9 protein-coding genes are annotated in these 15612 nt (G+C 50.3%); 5 read left to right on the plus strand and 4 right to left on the minus strand.

Annotated features, from left to right (window positions below):
- Positions 1-445: 445 nt before the first annotated feature.
- The gene (locus tag AACZ40_RS01080; RefSeq protein WP_339672813.1) at positions 446-3781 is read right to left on the minus strand and encodes a LamG-like jellyroll fold domain-containing protein; all 3336 of its coding nucleotides are present in this window, start codon (positions 3779-3781) and stop codon (positions 446-448) included.
- Between the two features lie 286 nt (positions 3782-4067).
- Here AACZ40_RS01080 and AACZ40_RS01085 point away from each other — a divergent pair, with 286 nt between their 5' ends.
- From AACZ40_RS01085 to AACZ40_RS01095, 3 genes are read left to right on the plus strand one after another with little or no spacing between them, the layout of a single operon-like run.
- Positions 4068-4922, plus strand: coding sequence for an HAD-IIB family hydrolase (locus AACZ40_RS01085; RefSeq protein ID WP_291175465.1), 855 nt, complete (start codon positions 4068-4070; stop codon positions 4920-4922).
- 44 nt (positions 4923-4966) lie between these two features.
- The gene (locus AACZ40_RS01090) at positions 4967-6187 is read left to right on the plus strand and encodes a glycosyl transferase (RefSeq protein WP_291175467.1); all 1221 of its coding nucleotides are present in this window, start codon (positions 4967-4969) and stop codon (positions 6185-6187) included.
- A gap of 4 nt (positions 6188-6191) precedes the next feature.
- On the plus strand, positions 6192-7952 hold the full coding sequence (locus AACZ40_RS01095; RefSeq protein WP_291175470.1) for a sugar phosphorylase: 1761 nt from the start codon (positions 6192-6194) through the stop codon (positions 7950-7952).
- Between the two features lie 25 nt (positions 7953-7977).
- Here the strand turns inward: AACZ40_RS01095 and AACZ40_RS01100 are convergent, their stop codons facing one another.
- The gene (locus AACZ40_RS01100; protein ID WP_291175473.1) at positions 7978-8367 is read right to left on the minus strand and encodes a VOC family protein; all 390 of its coding nucleotides are present in this window, start codon (positions 8365-8367) and stop codon (positions 7978-7980) included.
- A gap of 44 nt (positions 8368-8411) precedes the next feature.
- The gene (locus tag AACZ40_RS01105; protein WP_291175476.1) at positions 8412-8780 is read right to left on the minus strand and encodes a cupin domain-containing protein; all 369 of its coding nucleotides are present in this window, start codon (positions 8778-8780) and stop codon (positions 8412-8414) included.
- 153 nt (positions 8781-8933) lie between these two features.
- Here AACZ40_RS01105 and AACZ40_RS01110 point away from each other — a divergent pair, with 153 nt between their 5' ends.
- On the plus strand, positions 8934-9476 hold the full coding sequence (locus AACZ40_RS01110) for a hypothetical protein (protein ID WP_291175479.1): 543 nt from the start codon (positions 8934-8936) through the stop codon (positions 9474-9476).
- Positions 9477-9518: 42 nt separating this feature from the next.
- On the plus strand, positions 9519-10055 hold the full coding sequence (locus tag AACZ40_RS01115) for a type 1 glutamine amidotransferase domain-containing protein (protein ID WP_291175482.1): 537 nt from the start codon (positions 9519-9521) through the stop codon (positions 10053-10055).
- 4 nt (positions 10056-10059) lie between these two features.
- On the opposite strand, the gene AACZ40_RS01120 is transcribed toward AACZ40_RS01115, so the two are convergent.
- Positions 10060-15495 (minus strand): neutral/alkaline non-lysosomal ceramidase N-terminal domain-containing protein, encoded by a 5436-nt coding sequence (locus AACZ40_RS01120; RefSeq protein ID WP_291175484.1) that lies wholly within the window; start codon positions 15493-15495, stop codon positions 10060-10062.
- Positions 15496-15612: the final 117 nt, after the last annotated feature.

Consider the following 15612-nt stretch of genomic DNA (forward strand, 5'->3'; position numbering starts at 1 on the left):
AAATCGCACCGAGATTTCAGAATCTGCCATCTCGTGTGTCACACATCTTAAGCGTGAATTATTAAGAATCTGTGTGCAAATGAAGAATTTGAATGGAGCGCAGGGACTGACGAGTGAAATCGTCCTGTGACGGCCTGATTCGAACGGAATGTTTCCTGATTTATTTTTCGCGAAGCGCAATTTCAGGACGAAATATCCTGTCAAAATCAGTTTCTTTACTCAGTAATTGAGTAGAAGGAGTGGACAGGGAGATTCTTCCAGATGTCGCGCAGCAGGGAATTTCTGGCCGATCAGAGATACTGAAATACGACTGCCGACGCCAGAGATTACCAAACTTGTGGAGTGTCATTTTTAAATTTTGGGTTGATAGAAATCACGAGAGTGCGACAGCGGAGCACGTCAACAACATCCACAACCCTCAATTTCCAGCTTGACAAAGCACTCGTTAGCCGGCTGGCTGTTCGGGATTGAATCCTTGAATTTTCTGGCCATGCGGTTTGATGAGCGAGTTGTCATCCGCAATGCGAATAAAAGCGGTGCTGCTCTTTCCTGAAGCCAGTTCTTTCACCCGTACAGTCCAGACCCCTGCTTTATCGTTGGGGGCAATCTGCAGTTGAAAACTCAGTTCGCCATCCTGGAGCGCACGGTATCCGGACATCTCTGCCACACGCCCTTCCGCATCCTCAATCGATACATCCACGGGAATCACAGCGGCAACCGGCTGTCCCTGCTCATCAGTCACCTTAATCGAAACCGTTCCCGTTTCCCCTCTCTTCAAGGAGTCCGGAACTTGAACGCCTACCTGATCAATGGGTTGATCAGTACGCAGATAAATCCTGCCTGCCCCCGGTCCCAGCTTCACATTAGCTGTCTGCTGTTGATGAGAGGATGTGGTATGGATCTGCTGATGCTGAACCAGATCATAAAAATGACCAGCCTTGCGATTCACAGACAATGTGGTTTCCGCAGGCAGACCGTTTTCCATGACGCGGCCATGATGCCCCACATAATCCCCGAATTCACGATTGTCATTCACCACAAAAATATAATCCGCGTGAGAGGATGATCGGATATAAGGAATTACATTCGGATTGGAAGAATCGATAGCGCGTGTATATTTACCGGTAAGTGCCTGCCGCAGTTCTTCCGCCTTCTTTTGCAACTCATGTTTATCAAGATCCGCTTTGCCAGTCCGGTTATAGGAGGAAATGCGTATATCTGGCTTGACTGCCGGTGAAACCCGTTCGTCAGCAATTACAATTCCACCCCGCTGCTGGAAGTCTTTGATCGCCTGCAGGATCGATTCGGTAATGACATCACAGTCCATCATCACCAGTACTTTGTACTGATCCAGGCCTGACTGCTTGATCGACTCATCGAATACGACGTCTGTCTGTAAGCCGGCCCACTGCAGTACCTGGTGGGCATCTCCCAGCCAGTAACCGTTCCAGCCATAAGTTCCCCGTCTGGCGAAAACCTGAGAAGCAAAGCTTTCATAAAAGGCAATGTCATTTTTTGCAGCAGGCATCGTTTTCAACGCGGGTCCCAGAGGCTGAATGACGTCGTGAATCAGACGCTCCAGTTCATTCTGGGTCTGTGAATTGGTATAGCGATAACCGCCGGACCCGTCAGTTGGTACCAGCGACTGCCAGCCATGATACATGATCCCTTTGATGGGACGGGAGATTTTAGCCCAGAACGCTTCGCGTAAATGGATGGGAGAGATCGTAATGAAGGCGGCATCGGGTTGCTCCTCTTCCCAGTGCGCCAGCGTCTCCGGTCCATCGCCTGGTTTCTTTGAAATCGGCGCGGTCTGCGATCGATACCAGATGATCTGTGTCATATTCATCACGTCCTGATGCTTCCCGGAACCTTTCGCCATGGCAAAGAGTTCGTCCCCGACAACATTAATACGGATGGGATCCGGATAACTGTAAGTCCAGTGTGAAAGCACATCCACATTGCCACCGGAGCCAAATACACTGGCTACCCGCATCGCCGGGTCATACCAGGTCCAGAATTTCTTCGCAGTCGAATTCAGACCGCGTTCCAGATCACTGTTTAATTCATTCCAGCCATCCCCTGTTTTCCAATGCCACTTGTAGTAGACATACAGTGGATCGTCATCCGGGACGACGCGGTCAGCAGGAAAATCTTTCAACTTCTTATAGTCCACTCCCCGCGGTGGTCCCGCTTCTGCTGGGATGTCAATTCCGGCGAATTTTTTAAATGCTTCCCGGTCATGCTCATGAAAACAGGGACGTGAATGCCCCCGGACTTCAGTATGCAATAGAGCTGCATCCAGCGCGGGATAATCCTGATACGTCTGTGCCAGGGAAGCACCCACGTTATAGGTAAACTCTTTGATTTCCGGTATCAGCGGACAGATATCTTCGCGTGAGGAATGCGTGGTTCCATCCCGATTCACACGTTGTAGTGATTCACGCGATCTCAGATAGGAACCGGGGGACAGAGATGCATAAAAAGAAATACCGTTGGCCAGTCCCCGATCCAGACCCGCACGCATTTCAGCCACATTCTCTTCACTATCGGCCAGGGTGGGTTTTCCTGCTTCCAGAATTTTCGAATAATTGGCCCTGGTTCCCACGGCATGGGTAAACCCGATTTTCTTCAAGCGATCAATTTCGCCAATCCCGGCTCCCCACATGATGACAGGAAACTGGTCCGGTAATTTTCGGCTCACAATCTGAATCGGAAATGCCGCCTCCGCAGTTGTCCCGGCAGGCCCCGCGGTTTTCAACCGAGCCGTCAATTGATATTGATCCGGGCGTAGGGCGGTATTTAATGGAAACAGAACCTGTTGTGGTTTTCCCGAATTCAGATTTTTCAGAGTGGAAGTTCCCTGGACATCGCCATTCAGTAACCAGGTGACCGTCGCTTCTGGAAGAACGTCGGCTTGCAGGATCGTGACCTGAAAGGCGAGTGACGGATTCTGCTCCATGCGAATATAACAGGATCGCTGTGTAAGTCGATCAAAGCGAACCGGACGAAATTCCAGTTCACCACTGCTGATGCGGACCTGATCGACCAACCCCGGAAAGCCACCGTAGTTACTTCCGTTACGATCCCCGATCGTTAACGGTCTCGTCCCGGCTGTGATCGCTCCCACGCCGGCAACGGTCTTTTCGCCATGTGGTAATCCATTGACCAGGAAACGGCCACGACCGGCCCCATCATACATAAAGACGATGTGATACCAGGTTTCTGGTTCCAGTTGCAGCGGATCGGAATACCAGGTTTCTGAAAAATCACCAAAGCCAAGAACGGCCCTCAGCGTTCGGGTACCGGTCCGTCCTGCCGGATTAAACAGGAGTTGATAATCAGTATGGCTCACGTATTTCTTATCGAGCAGATAAGCTGTGTTTGCTTTCTCAATGTCTGCTTCAGGCTTGATCCACGTTTCCAGAGTGAATGCACCACGTGGTGAGAGTTTCGCAGAATTTTTGACGGATGCACCATGACGTTTGTCTTCCACGGGAAAACCAGGGAAAGAACGCATCGCTGCGCCAAATTTTCCCTGGACTTCAATTTCAGTGCCATGAAATGTTGCCTGATGACCATTCCCGGAAAGATCAGCACCAGGATTGGCTCCGTCAAACGTCCATAACCCCAAAACATGCGGACCCGTGGCATTTTCTTTTGTATATTGTGACTGCCAAGGTTCCTGTAACGCGATTGAACCGGTATCAGCAGCAGGAAGGCTGGCAACAGCGCCGAGTGATACTAATAACAGAGCAGCAGATTGAATCAATTTTCGCATGAACGCAAACTTTCGAATTCCATGTTGTAGGAGTCTGTGGTGCAGGCAGCAATTATTTAACACAGTTTAACAATGGTGCAGGCAGCAATTATTTAACACAGTTTAACAATCAGCGGCACCGAAGAAAACTGTCTCGCTTCTGACATTTGTCTACAATGATTGGCACGATGATTCTTATCGAATCCCGAGACGGATTTGTTCGCTGGAATGATACCTGTTAGGATGCAGTCAGCGTTTCTCGCAAGCCGCTCATTTACAGTCTCTCCTTTCGCTGCACTGACAGGTTATGTCCACTGAAACTCAACAGGCTCCAGAAAGAATTCCCCCTTTAATCGTAATGAGCGATCTGGACGGCACATTGCTGGATCATGATTCGTATTCGTATGCGCCCGCAGTCCCCGTCATGACACGATTACATACAGCGGGAATTCCTCTGATTCTGAATACCAGCAAAACAGCTGCTGAACTGGCTTCGCTGCGAGAAGCACTGAATAATACCGATCCCTACGTGGTAGAAAATGGTTCTGCCATCTATTTGCGGGATTCATCCTCGATGACAACAATGTGCTCCCCTGCACAATTATCAGGAAATGACGTGCATGTTTTAGGCGCACGCAGAACGGAAATTCTGGCGATCATTCAAAATCAACGACGCCAGGAAAATTTCCTGTTTACCGGATTCTCTGACATGAAAGTCTCTGAAGTCATTGCATATACGGGATTATCGGAATCCGAAGCAGAGCAGGCGATGACCCGGGAATTTTCAGAGCCTTTAATTTGGCAAGACTCGGCACATCAATTGCGTAAGTTTGAAGCACTGATTGCCAATCATGGTCTGCGGCTGCTGCGAGGTGGCCGGTTTGTGCATGTGATTGGCGCGTGTGACAAAGGAAAATGTCTGCAGTGGTTCAGGGAGTGTTATCGCCGTTCCGGTAATCCCATTCCTCGATTCGTGGCACTTGGTGACAGTCAGAATGATGTCGCCATGCTGAACGCGGCAGACATCGCGGTCATTGTGCGCTCTTCCCATCACGAACCTCCCGATCTTGAGAAGCAATCTTCGGTCATCATTACTGAAGAGACAGGCCCACAGGGATGGGCTGATGCGTTAACCCAGATACTGGATGAAACACTGACCTGATCATTCCGGTTTTGGCGCTCAAACATCGATCATGGAGATCTGGTATGGGAGACTTTTACCAAAACGGTATCATTACGACGTTACACAATCTTTCGTCACGACCCATTGATGAAATGGAAGCAGAACTGCTTCAGTTTTCTCAAATCCGCCCGATGAGCCTGGTGCTGCCCTGTCTGTACAGCGAACTGGAAGGACCCGCTCTCGATAAAATCGTCACAGAGCTGGCGAAAGTCCAGTATCTGAACGAAATTGTAATTGGCCTGGATCGGGCAGATGAAACACAATACAAACACGCCATTCAGTTCTTCAGCCGCCTGCCCCAGAAACATCGGATTCTCTGGAACGATGGACCCCGGCTGCAGGAAGTCAATAATGTCCTGCAAAACCAGGGTCTGGCTCCCAATGAACTGGGGAAAGGCTGCAATGTCTGGTACTGCCTGGGTTATATTCTGGCGCAGGGCACTTCTGCCTCTGTCGCTTTGCACGATTGTGACATTCTCACTTATGATCGCAATCTCCTGGCACGATTGATTTATCCCGTAGCCAATCCCAGTTTCAACTATCAGTTCTGCAAAGGATATTATGCCCGAGTGGCTGACAGTAAAATGAATGGTCGGGTAACCCGACTGCTGGTCACACCGCTGTTAAGGGCATTGAAAAAAATACTCGGCTCACTGGATTATCTTGAATATCTCGACAGCTACCGCTACCCTCTGGCAGGCGAGTTTTCTTTTCGCGTTGATGTCATCAACGATATCCGGATCCCCAGCGACTGGGGGCTGGAGATTGGCGTACTCTCCGAGGTGAAGCGGAATTTCTCGACCAACCGTCTGTGTCAGGTCGACATCGCTGACTGCTATGATCACAAACATCAGAACCTGTCTGTAGACGATGCCCAGGCGGGGTTGTCAAAAATGTCGATTGATATTTCGAAAGGCATCTTCCGCAAGCTGGCTACAAACGGCGTCGTCTTTTCTACCGAAACCTTTCGTTCGATTAAAGCCACTTATTACCGTATTGCTCTCGATTTTATCGAGACCTATCGAAACGATGCCACCATTAATGGGCTGGTGCTGGATATCCATAACGAAGAGAAAGCGGTTGAGCTGTTCGCAGAAAATGTGTTAAAAGCGGGTCTGCATTTTCTGGATAATCCGATGGAAACACCGTTTATCCCGAGCTGGAATCGTGTGCAAAGCGCCGTTCCGGATATTTTTGCGAGCCTGTGTGCTGCAGTGGACGATGACTATCGGGAGTTTGCCTGAAACCATGAGTGATCCAGTTGAGCATTCCGCTGTCAGTGAGTATCAGTTCCTGGTAGAGAACCATTTAAAGACCATTTATCCCGGAATCGATCAGAGTGCCTTTGCCTGGGAACTGATACAGATCATGTGTCCCGATGGAAAATGCCAGACGCCTCAGACGCACCAGAACCACTGGGATCAGAAAAACGTGGTGATGATCACCTATGGTGACAGTCTGCTCACGGAGGAGCAGCAGCCACTGGAAACGCTACTGCAGTTCTCGGAAGAATTCCTCAAAGAAACCATCAGCGGCATCCATATCCTCCCGTTTTTCCCTTTTAGCTCAGACGATGGCTTTTCCATCATTGATTACCACCAGGTAAATCCGCGACTGGGTGACTGGACTCACATCAATGCCATCGCAGAAAAGTATCAGCTGATGTCAGATCTGGTGATCAATCACTGCTCCCGCCAGAGTGAATGGTTCCAGCAGTTCCGACGTGGAGAATCGCCGGGTAAAGATTATTTTTTCTGTGCCTCTCCTGAAGACGATTTATCTGAAGTAGTCCGCCCGCGCATCAGTGAACTGTTAAGCCTGATTGAAACTCCCGATGGCCCACGATATGTCTGGTGCACATTCAGTCATGATCAGGTTGACTTGAATTTTTCTCACCCCGGGCTGCTGCGGGAAATCGTCAAAATTGTCAAGCTTTACCTGGACCAGGGGGTCAATATTTTTCGGCTCGATGCGATCGCCTTTATCTGGAAGGTGGCAGGAACGAGTTGTCTGAGTCTGCCGGAAACACATGAAGTCGTGCGACTCATCCGGACATTGATCCAGTTCGTGGCACCAACTGCGATGATCATTACTGAGACCAACATTCCCAACAGGGAAAACCTGGCTTACTTCGGAAACTCAAATGAAGCGCATGCGATCTATAACTTCTCACTCCCTCCGCTGCTGGTGAACGCCATGCTGTGTGGCAGCTGTCAGCATTTGAAGACCTGGATGATGAGCATGCCCCCTGCCCTGCATGGCACAACGTACTTGAATTTCATTGCCTCACATGACGGAATCGGACTCAGGCCGGCTGAAGGTCTGATGAGCGAAGAAGAAATCGGAAACATGGTCGCCATGATGGAACGGTTTGGTGCACGCATCTCGATGCGATCTCTCGCGGGAGGAGTCATGCGTCCCTATGAAATTAATATCTCGCTGATCGACGCGATGAAAGGCACTCTGGAGGGGGAAGATGAATGGCAGGTCGAACGCTTCCTCTGTGCGCACGCCATCATGTTTGCATTGGAAGGGATTCCCGCAGTCTATATCCACAGTTTCCTGGGAACACCCAATGATCATGCGGGCGTCGCAGAGACCGGACAGAATCGTTCGATTAACCGCCATCGCTGGGATTATCACAAACTGGCACTGGCCCTCGCCGATGAAACTTCCCTTCATGCGCAGGTCTTCCAGGGAATGTGCCATCTGCTGAAAGTACGACGTCAGCAACCGGCGTTTCACCCGAATGCCACGCAGTTCACCTTGCATCTGGGAGACTCTGTCTTTGCCTTCTGGCGCCAGAGCATGGATCGCCAGCAGAGCATTTTCGCCCTCAATAATGTTTCCCACCAGGAACAGATCGTCCCCTTATCAGAAATCAACCTGATCGGAACGGATAACTGGACCGATCTGATCAGCGGCGAATTATACTCCGATCTGCGCGCAGAACTGGTCCTGAAACCGTACCAGGTGATCTGGCTGACCAATCGGTGGTCGCACGATTAATCCCAGGCTGACATTTCAGGAATGATCAGACCTGATTCTGAAAACAGAGTTCATATCCATCGGGATCTTTGAGAAACAGTTGATTCATCCCGTAAAAGGCCACCTGGGGAGGCTCCAGGTTCAATCCCTTTGCTGAGAATTCCTCAAACATCAGCTGCGCGTCAGGACAGAGAAAAAAGAAACCCACACCTTTAATACGTTCTGCTCTGACTCCATCCTCATCGGGACAGGCCGATTGCAGCATCAGCGCCGCGGCCCCCCGTTCCAGTCGGCACCACATGATTTTTCCTTCAGGTTCCCATTTCATACTGATTTCAAACCCCAGTTTGTCAGTATAAAAGGCAACGGAAACGTCAATGTCCTCAACAAACAGGAGAGGCACCAGTTCCTGGATCGTATTATTTTCCAGCGACATGACTGCACCTTATGATTTCGGGAAAGGATTGCCCACAGGGCCTCTTAATCATCGGTTTCACGATGCACGGTTTCAGGCGAAAATGCGGGCAGACAGATGGCGATATACTCCGCTCCTGCTTCACCCGGCGTGCTGTAGCGAACCCATTCACCGGCATCCAGAATAATCGCCTGGCCCGTTTTGACTTCATAAATCCCCTGCTTTGTTTCCACGTGCAGTACGCCTTTCAATACAACTGACATCTCCTGGAACTCGGGAGATTGCGCAGGCTCAACCCAGCCACCAGGAGAAACCATACGAGCCACGCTGATCGTTTCATCTCCTGTATTCACGCGGCCCACAAATTCTTCAATCTGTTTGGGTTTGTTACCGGCTGCTTTTACAATGGTGGGAAGTTCAATATAACGAGGCATGCTGGCTCCTTTTAAAAAATGACACTCCACTAGGAATGCAATATGTGAATGCTTATCATAATAGCACAATCTGAGAATCAAGCTATTAATAAACAATCCTGTCACTCTGTTCCATTCGGACCTGCTGAATCCATTTTTTCCCGGAGCCTGAACATGTTGACCAGTTTACTGCTTCCCGTCCTGTTGTCAGCCATTGCCCTGTTTTTCGCCAGTTTTCTATCCTGGATGGTCGTGCAGCTTCATAAGGATGACTGGAAAAAAATGGAGCAGGAAGATGAGTTCCTCAAAGCAATGCAGGATCTCAATGTGCCCGTTGGCAGCTACATGTTTCCGGGATGCCAATCGTCTGATGAGATGAAAAGCAAAGAGTACCAGGAGAAATGGAACACAGGCCCCTGCGGTGTGATGACAGTGTATCCCAAAGTCAATATGGGCAAAAACCTGGGTCTGACGTTCGTATTCTTTCTGGTCATCAGTTTTTCACTCGCTTATCTGGCCACGCTGGCGATTCCGCCCGGCGCAGAATTCATGACGGTTTTCCGCTTTATGTCTACTGCCGGACTGTTGACCTTTTTAGCGGCTACGATTCAACACGCGATCTGGTTTCATAATCGGATCACAGTCCATATCATAGAATCCATCGCTTATGCTGCCATCGTTGGTACCATTTTTGGTCTGATGTGGCCCGCTGCTTAATTTTTCTATTCCTGTTTTCAATTTAAAAACTGAGGTATATCAATGACTGTCTCACTACCGCTGTCAGGTCAAAGGTTTCTTCTCTTTACAGGTGAAGACTATGAAGACCTGGAACTCTGGTATCCCAAACTTCGCCTGGAAGAAGCAGGTGCCACAACCACACTGGCAGGTCTGGAAGCGGAAAAAACCTACCTGGGAAAGCATGGATATCCTTCTGTCTCGGAAGTCAGCATTGATAGTATCAACTCAGCTGACTACCAGGGAGTCATCTGTGCCGGCGGTTGGATGCCCGATAAGCTCAGACGCTCCGCAAAGGTCCTCTCACTTCTCCAGGAATTCCATGAAAGCGGGAAACTGATTGCCGCCATTTGTCATGGAGGCTGGATGCCCATTTCAGCCGGAATCTATTCCGGCGTCAAAGTGACGGGTTCACCGGGAATCAAAGACGACCTGGTGAATGCAGGTGCCATCTGGGAAGATGCCAGCGTGATCGTCGATCGCCATTTTGTCTGCAGCCGACGCCCCTCTGATCTGCCTGATTTCTGCCGGGCTATTCTGGATGTTCTGCAGGCAAATTAACAGGTTATTCAAAAAGCTGCCTGGCAAGCTGCTGCACTTCTGCTGAGGGATGGGTCTTCAGTTGCTGCTGCAGTTCGGCATCGATCAGTTTTCCTGTGCGCGGCTGTTGTTGAATGGCCTTCAACAAGGCCATCGCGCGGGAATCCGTTCTGATCAATGCCTGCAACGCAATCTTCAGATTACGGGCGGTCAATGCAGGCAGTGATTCGATCAGATCATCAGTTGCTGCTGACACATCGACATCACCGATCCCACTGACGGCTCCCATCTGCAGTTCTGGATGACTGGCATCATGCAGATACCGCTTTAACTGTTTCTGACAGGCGGCATAATCCAGCATGGCAATCATCCGCAGCGCATCATAACGGGTTCCCCCTTTCACATCGGGATCATCGGCCATCTTGACGGCCCGCTGGAGTGCCTGCTCCCATCGGACCGTCAATTCCGGCTTGTCTTTGAGTAGCGAATCGAGTTTGCTGCGAGGCCAGTCGCTGGCGATCGTAATTCCATTGATCACTCCACCGCCGATAACCACCGCCTGCCAGCATTGCAGCGGTTCACCCTGCTCCGGCAGAGACGCAGCCAGCAGACGCAACAGTTCGTCTGACTGATTTCGTTTTCCGACGGCGATCGCAGTACGCCAGATCTCGGGAATATTGCGATATTCATCCGGCGTTCCCACTTTGACATCAGCGACCAGGGTTTTGATCTTTACGACGGGATCTGTCTCTTCTGTTTTGGCAGTTTTCTCACCCGGCAGGACCGGCACCGCTATATTTTGATTTTCCGTAGCGGCACTGGTCAATGAGATTTCTGAAAGAAAGATCCAGCCCTGCTTCCCCTTAAAGTCGAGGCGAACAAACTGCGCCCGCTGTTCCGGTATGTTGATGACGATTGTCCGTCGATCGATTTCATACAGCCCGAGGCCATCGGCACTGTCATCGAAAGCGGAAAATTGATGAGGATTCCCATACTCTTGATTGTTATTGCTGAAAGCTAACTGAATTGAGGAAGGGGCGTGAATTGCCCCCGGCTCATGATTGACACCATAGACAACTCTCAAAGCGTTGACAGGCATTTTTCGCTGCAGATCAATCACGAGGCGCGGCTGAGGCTCTGTTCCCGCAAAGCGAAACCCGACCCACTGACCATCATTAAATCGCGTCGACCCCGTAGAATGATTCACCAGTTTTAATTTCTGGGAATCATCCGGGTAATTTGCATCCGGTTTGACGGCTCCTGTGTAAGCGTATTTCAAAGGTGCGCTGTGTTCCTGCAGAAATACCAGCAGATCCGCCATCGCTGCCGGTGAAACTTCTCGTTCGAGACCTTCAGGCATCAGAGACTTCCCACTGTTAATCAATTCATCCAGTTGCGCTCTGAGAATGGTCTGCACCTTACCCTGCTGCGCTTTCAAGGTAATGCTGTTACTCTGTTCTGACACCAGAATTCCGGTATTGATGCGACCATCGTCGGTCACTGCCAGATACGATGCGTAACGACCATCGACTGCTTTGTTCGGGTCAAGAATGGAAGTCAGCAGAAATGACTTCGACTGATCGGTCAACGCAGCCAGGTCAGGTCCGACGACATGCCCCTTTCCATTCAGACGATGGCAGCTGGCACATTGTTTTTCAAATACCCGGCTGCCTCGCTCGACATTTCCCTGCTTTAAATCGATCGATGTGTACTGCTTCAGGACCGCTTCTCGACTGGCACTGGTGGCGACGGAAAACAATTTTCGCGCACGCTGTTTAATCTTTTCATTATTATGATCGATCAGAGTCTGACGGTTTGTTAAATCGATCTGGGCAGGTTGAATGACCTTCTGCTCAATCTTGTTTAACAGCTCCAGAGTCAATGATTCACGCCCCAGTAACTGACTGATGACCTCAGCCTGTAATACAGGCGTAAATTGTTTCCAGTTATTGAATACCAGCTCTGTCGCGGCTGGACTCTGCGACTTGATCAGACTTTTCAAGGCAGCCATCTGGATGTTTAAGGCTGTTTGAGGTGTTAACAACTCGGAAACCAGCTCAAGGCTGTGCTGGCTTTGATCCACCGTCAACACAAACTGTAATGCTGCAATCCGTACAGGCTCTGGTTGTTCCGGATCAGAAACCTGTGCGCCTGCGAGACTGACGAGTTGTTTCAATTGCGCCCCCAGTTTCTCAACCTGCGAACTGTCACGACTCTGCATTGCTTCGGCCAGTTCTGTTAATGCCAACCACTCCCAGGCTTCCGTTTTTTGATCTTGAATAACATGCACTGAAAAAGCGCTGGAAACCTGTTTCAATAATCCAGGATCCCGGGTCGCAACCGCCATTGTCAGCAATGAATGAAACATCGGTAACAATTGCGGTTTCTCTGATATTCGGGGAAGCAGACTGACCAGGGCCGGCCCCAAACGCGCTGGATCAAAACTGGTCAATACGGCTGACCTGATATAGACATTCTCCGAATTTCGCTCCAGCAGTTGCAGCAGAGCGTTGGTTGTGGCATCGCCTTTCAGATACCCCAGTGTGTAAGCCAGCTGAAGCTGCACCGGAAGTTCCTGCTCCTGGCCAGCTTGTCTGAGTACTGCCTTCGCCAGCGGTTTTGATTGCTCGAGAAAGGGTTCGGCTAATCGTAGTGCTTCTCTACGCACACCCGGATGTGGATCGTCAATTCGAGGCAGCAGTATGTCAGGAGTCAACGCCTGCAGTCCGTCCAGGGTGCACAATGCCTGTAACCGGGATTGAGCTGACTTCCCTTCACTGGCAATCTCTGCCAGGAAGGGCGTGACTTTGAGATCAGCCCGCAAGACCAGTTCCTGCTGAATCATATCACGCAGCGTTCCATTCTCACTGTTGAGCAATTGAGCCAGCTCTGGCGCAGGCATCTGTTTTAAATTGGGAAGGCGCCGATACGGTTGATCTTTCGCAGTAATCCGATAAATTCTGCCACGCGTCTCGCCGGCACGCACGTTTAATTTCTGCACTGCTTCTGGAGACAGAAACTTGGGGTGCTCAATCAGATATCGGTACATGTCCACAATCAGCAGTGAACCATCCGGGGCCGTTCTCGCCTGGACGGGTCGAAACCAGTTGTCTGTGGATGTCAAAAAATCCCGTTCCTGTTCTTCATCTGCCCGCAAACCCGAAAATGTGACTCCTTCTGGTTTCACGACCAGGCGATGCACCAGCTGATTGACGGGTTCACAGACAAACGCATTTCCATAAAATGTTCTTCCCAGTTGATGATCCCGATACAGTCCCAGACCGCAGGCAGACGTCGGACGGCCCCGCTGTCCACTCAAGTGAAATTGCACCAGTTCTCCCACCGGAAACAACTGGTTTGCATTTTCCCCTTGAGGAATCGAAACTTCCGGGGGCGGCGAACTCACAAAAGGATTTTTCTGGAAATAGGATTCCTGGACCGGGTAGTGCACACACAATGTCCCATTCCGGCAGCCAAACCAGTTGCCCCAGTCATCACGCACACGCCCTTGTTGAGTGCGGCCGCTCACCGGTTCCAGGACGCCGGTCTCAGGTTGAAATCGAAAATCCCGGTTGGTCACGTTAACAGTCTGCCCGTTGAAGGATTGAATGACACCGCCAAACAACCCACCCGATGCATAGACCCAGTTATCGAGTCCGGGCACCAGACTATTGACCCGCGCCTGATAATTATGCGTTGCGAAACCCGTCAGAATCGTCTTTTGAAGATCGGCTTTCCCATCACCGGTGGTATCTTCTGCATAGATCACATCCGGCGCCGTACAGACGAGAATGCCCTGTTTCCAGACCATCAATCCTGTCGGAAAAGCCAACCCTTCCAGAAACACAGTGGCCTTGTCATACCGGCCATCCTGATCCAGATCTTCCAGATACTTCACCACTCCACCCGGCTTGTAATTTCCATCCATGCCCGCTGGATAATCTCGCATTTCCACAACCCATAGTTTACCATCCGGACCAAATTCCACCGCCACCGGATCTATTACCAAAGGTTCTGACGCGACGACTTCTACTTTCAGATCGTCTGCCAGATTCATACGGGAAATGGATTCCGCGGGAGTCAAAGGCCGTTTGCCTCCGGTACGACTGATATCCTCAGTTGCCTGGAAAGAATCAGGGATCTGCCGGGAAACAACATCCCGTATTTTTTTCTCCAGTCCAGGGGCGAAGGGGCCAGGCAGATCGTACCACACCATGGCGTTTTTCCCTTCATAGCCGCCTTGCTGTAAAACCCGTTCTGACGGGATGTAACAGGGAACATCATTCGCATAGGAAGTTACCCAGACTTTCGCACCATGTTTTTGTTTGATTGCCAGTGAGTAATCGACGACCACTTCACCGCCGAGAAAGACCATTGCCAGATCATCACCAAAGGACCAGGTCTTGATCGGATACACAACCTCATCTGTTAACGCTTCGCCCCGTTTCAATCGGTCCAGATTTTTTTTTGCATGGTATCCGGTGATCCCCGATTTGCTGGCACGTTGCTTCCACTCTTCCTCATTGGGTAGATCCGCCAGGGGCAGATTGATTTCTTTGCTTTTCGCTGTGAGATTTCCGGAAATGGCTGTGAGACCGGTTTTCAGACGTTGTTGTACGCCTGCAGCAACAGCCTGTCCGTTCACCCGCGCAGCCCCCTGATCATCACCTCGAAACTTGGGATTCTGATCCGCCCCACAACCGATCACGACCATTGCCATACAGCCGGGTAGATCTGCTTCGATTTCCTCGACCGCACAGCCGGCCCAGTCGCCGGACATGAAAGGCACACCTCCCAACGTAGTACAATGACAGGCATATCCAACCAGAATCGCCCGTGATTTACCTTCCGGACTTTTCACGCGTAAAATCGGCAGGTCATAGTCGGTGGGGCCGGTGATGTTTCTACGGTTTTTCGCAAAAGTGGCTGTTCCGATCCCCCATTCAAGTAATGCCGGCTGTGCATCTTGGATCGCCTGTTGAGCAACGATTGTTAATTTTTGAATCAGGTCGCCGGTATACCGATCCACGACTGCCTGTTCTGAGTGGGAAAGATCCTTTGTGTAAATATTAGGAAGCACTCCCGTGAGCATGGGCGCCGCGTGCGTGTGTGTCGAACAGACAACCACGTTGGCGGGTGTGATCTCGTGTTGTTCTTTCAGATGAGCGACAACGGCTTTCGTCAAAGATGCTGGCACACCACAATTTTCAACCGAGATCAGGACGTACGGTTGTCTCTGATGATCCAGGACAGCGATCGCTCGTGCCCAGAGAGGCTGCTCGACCTGATTGATTAAATCCGTGCCCCTAGATGCATATCCATTCAGGAGCACGGGATAATCAGGAGTAATATTGATTTTTGCCACACCAACCTGACACGATTTATCAAATTCAGCATGGCAGTTGGAAAAAGAAAAAAACAGAACGATGAGCGACAGTAACAAATGGGTAAGATGATGCATTAACTTCTTTCTTCATCCGATTCACTATTTTGTGAGCAGGGCATAAACTTCCAGCCATCCGCCGGGTCAAGCATCGCTTTCAAAATAATTAGACTTCTTTAGTATCATGCAGATTTT

The organism is uncultured Gimesia sp., from assembly GCF_963972345.1.
GTDB lineage: Bacteria > Planctomycetota > Planctomycetia > Planctomycetales > Planctomycetaceae > Gimesia.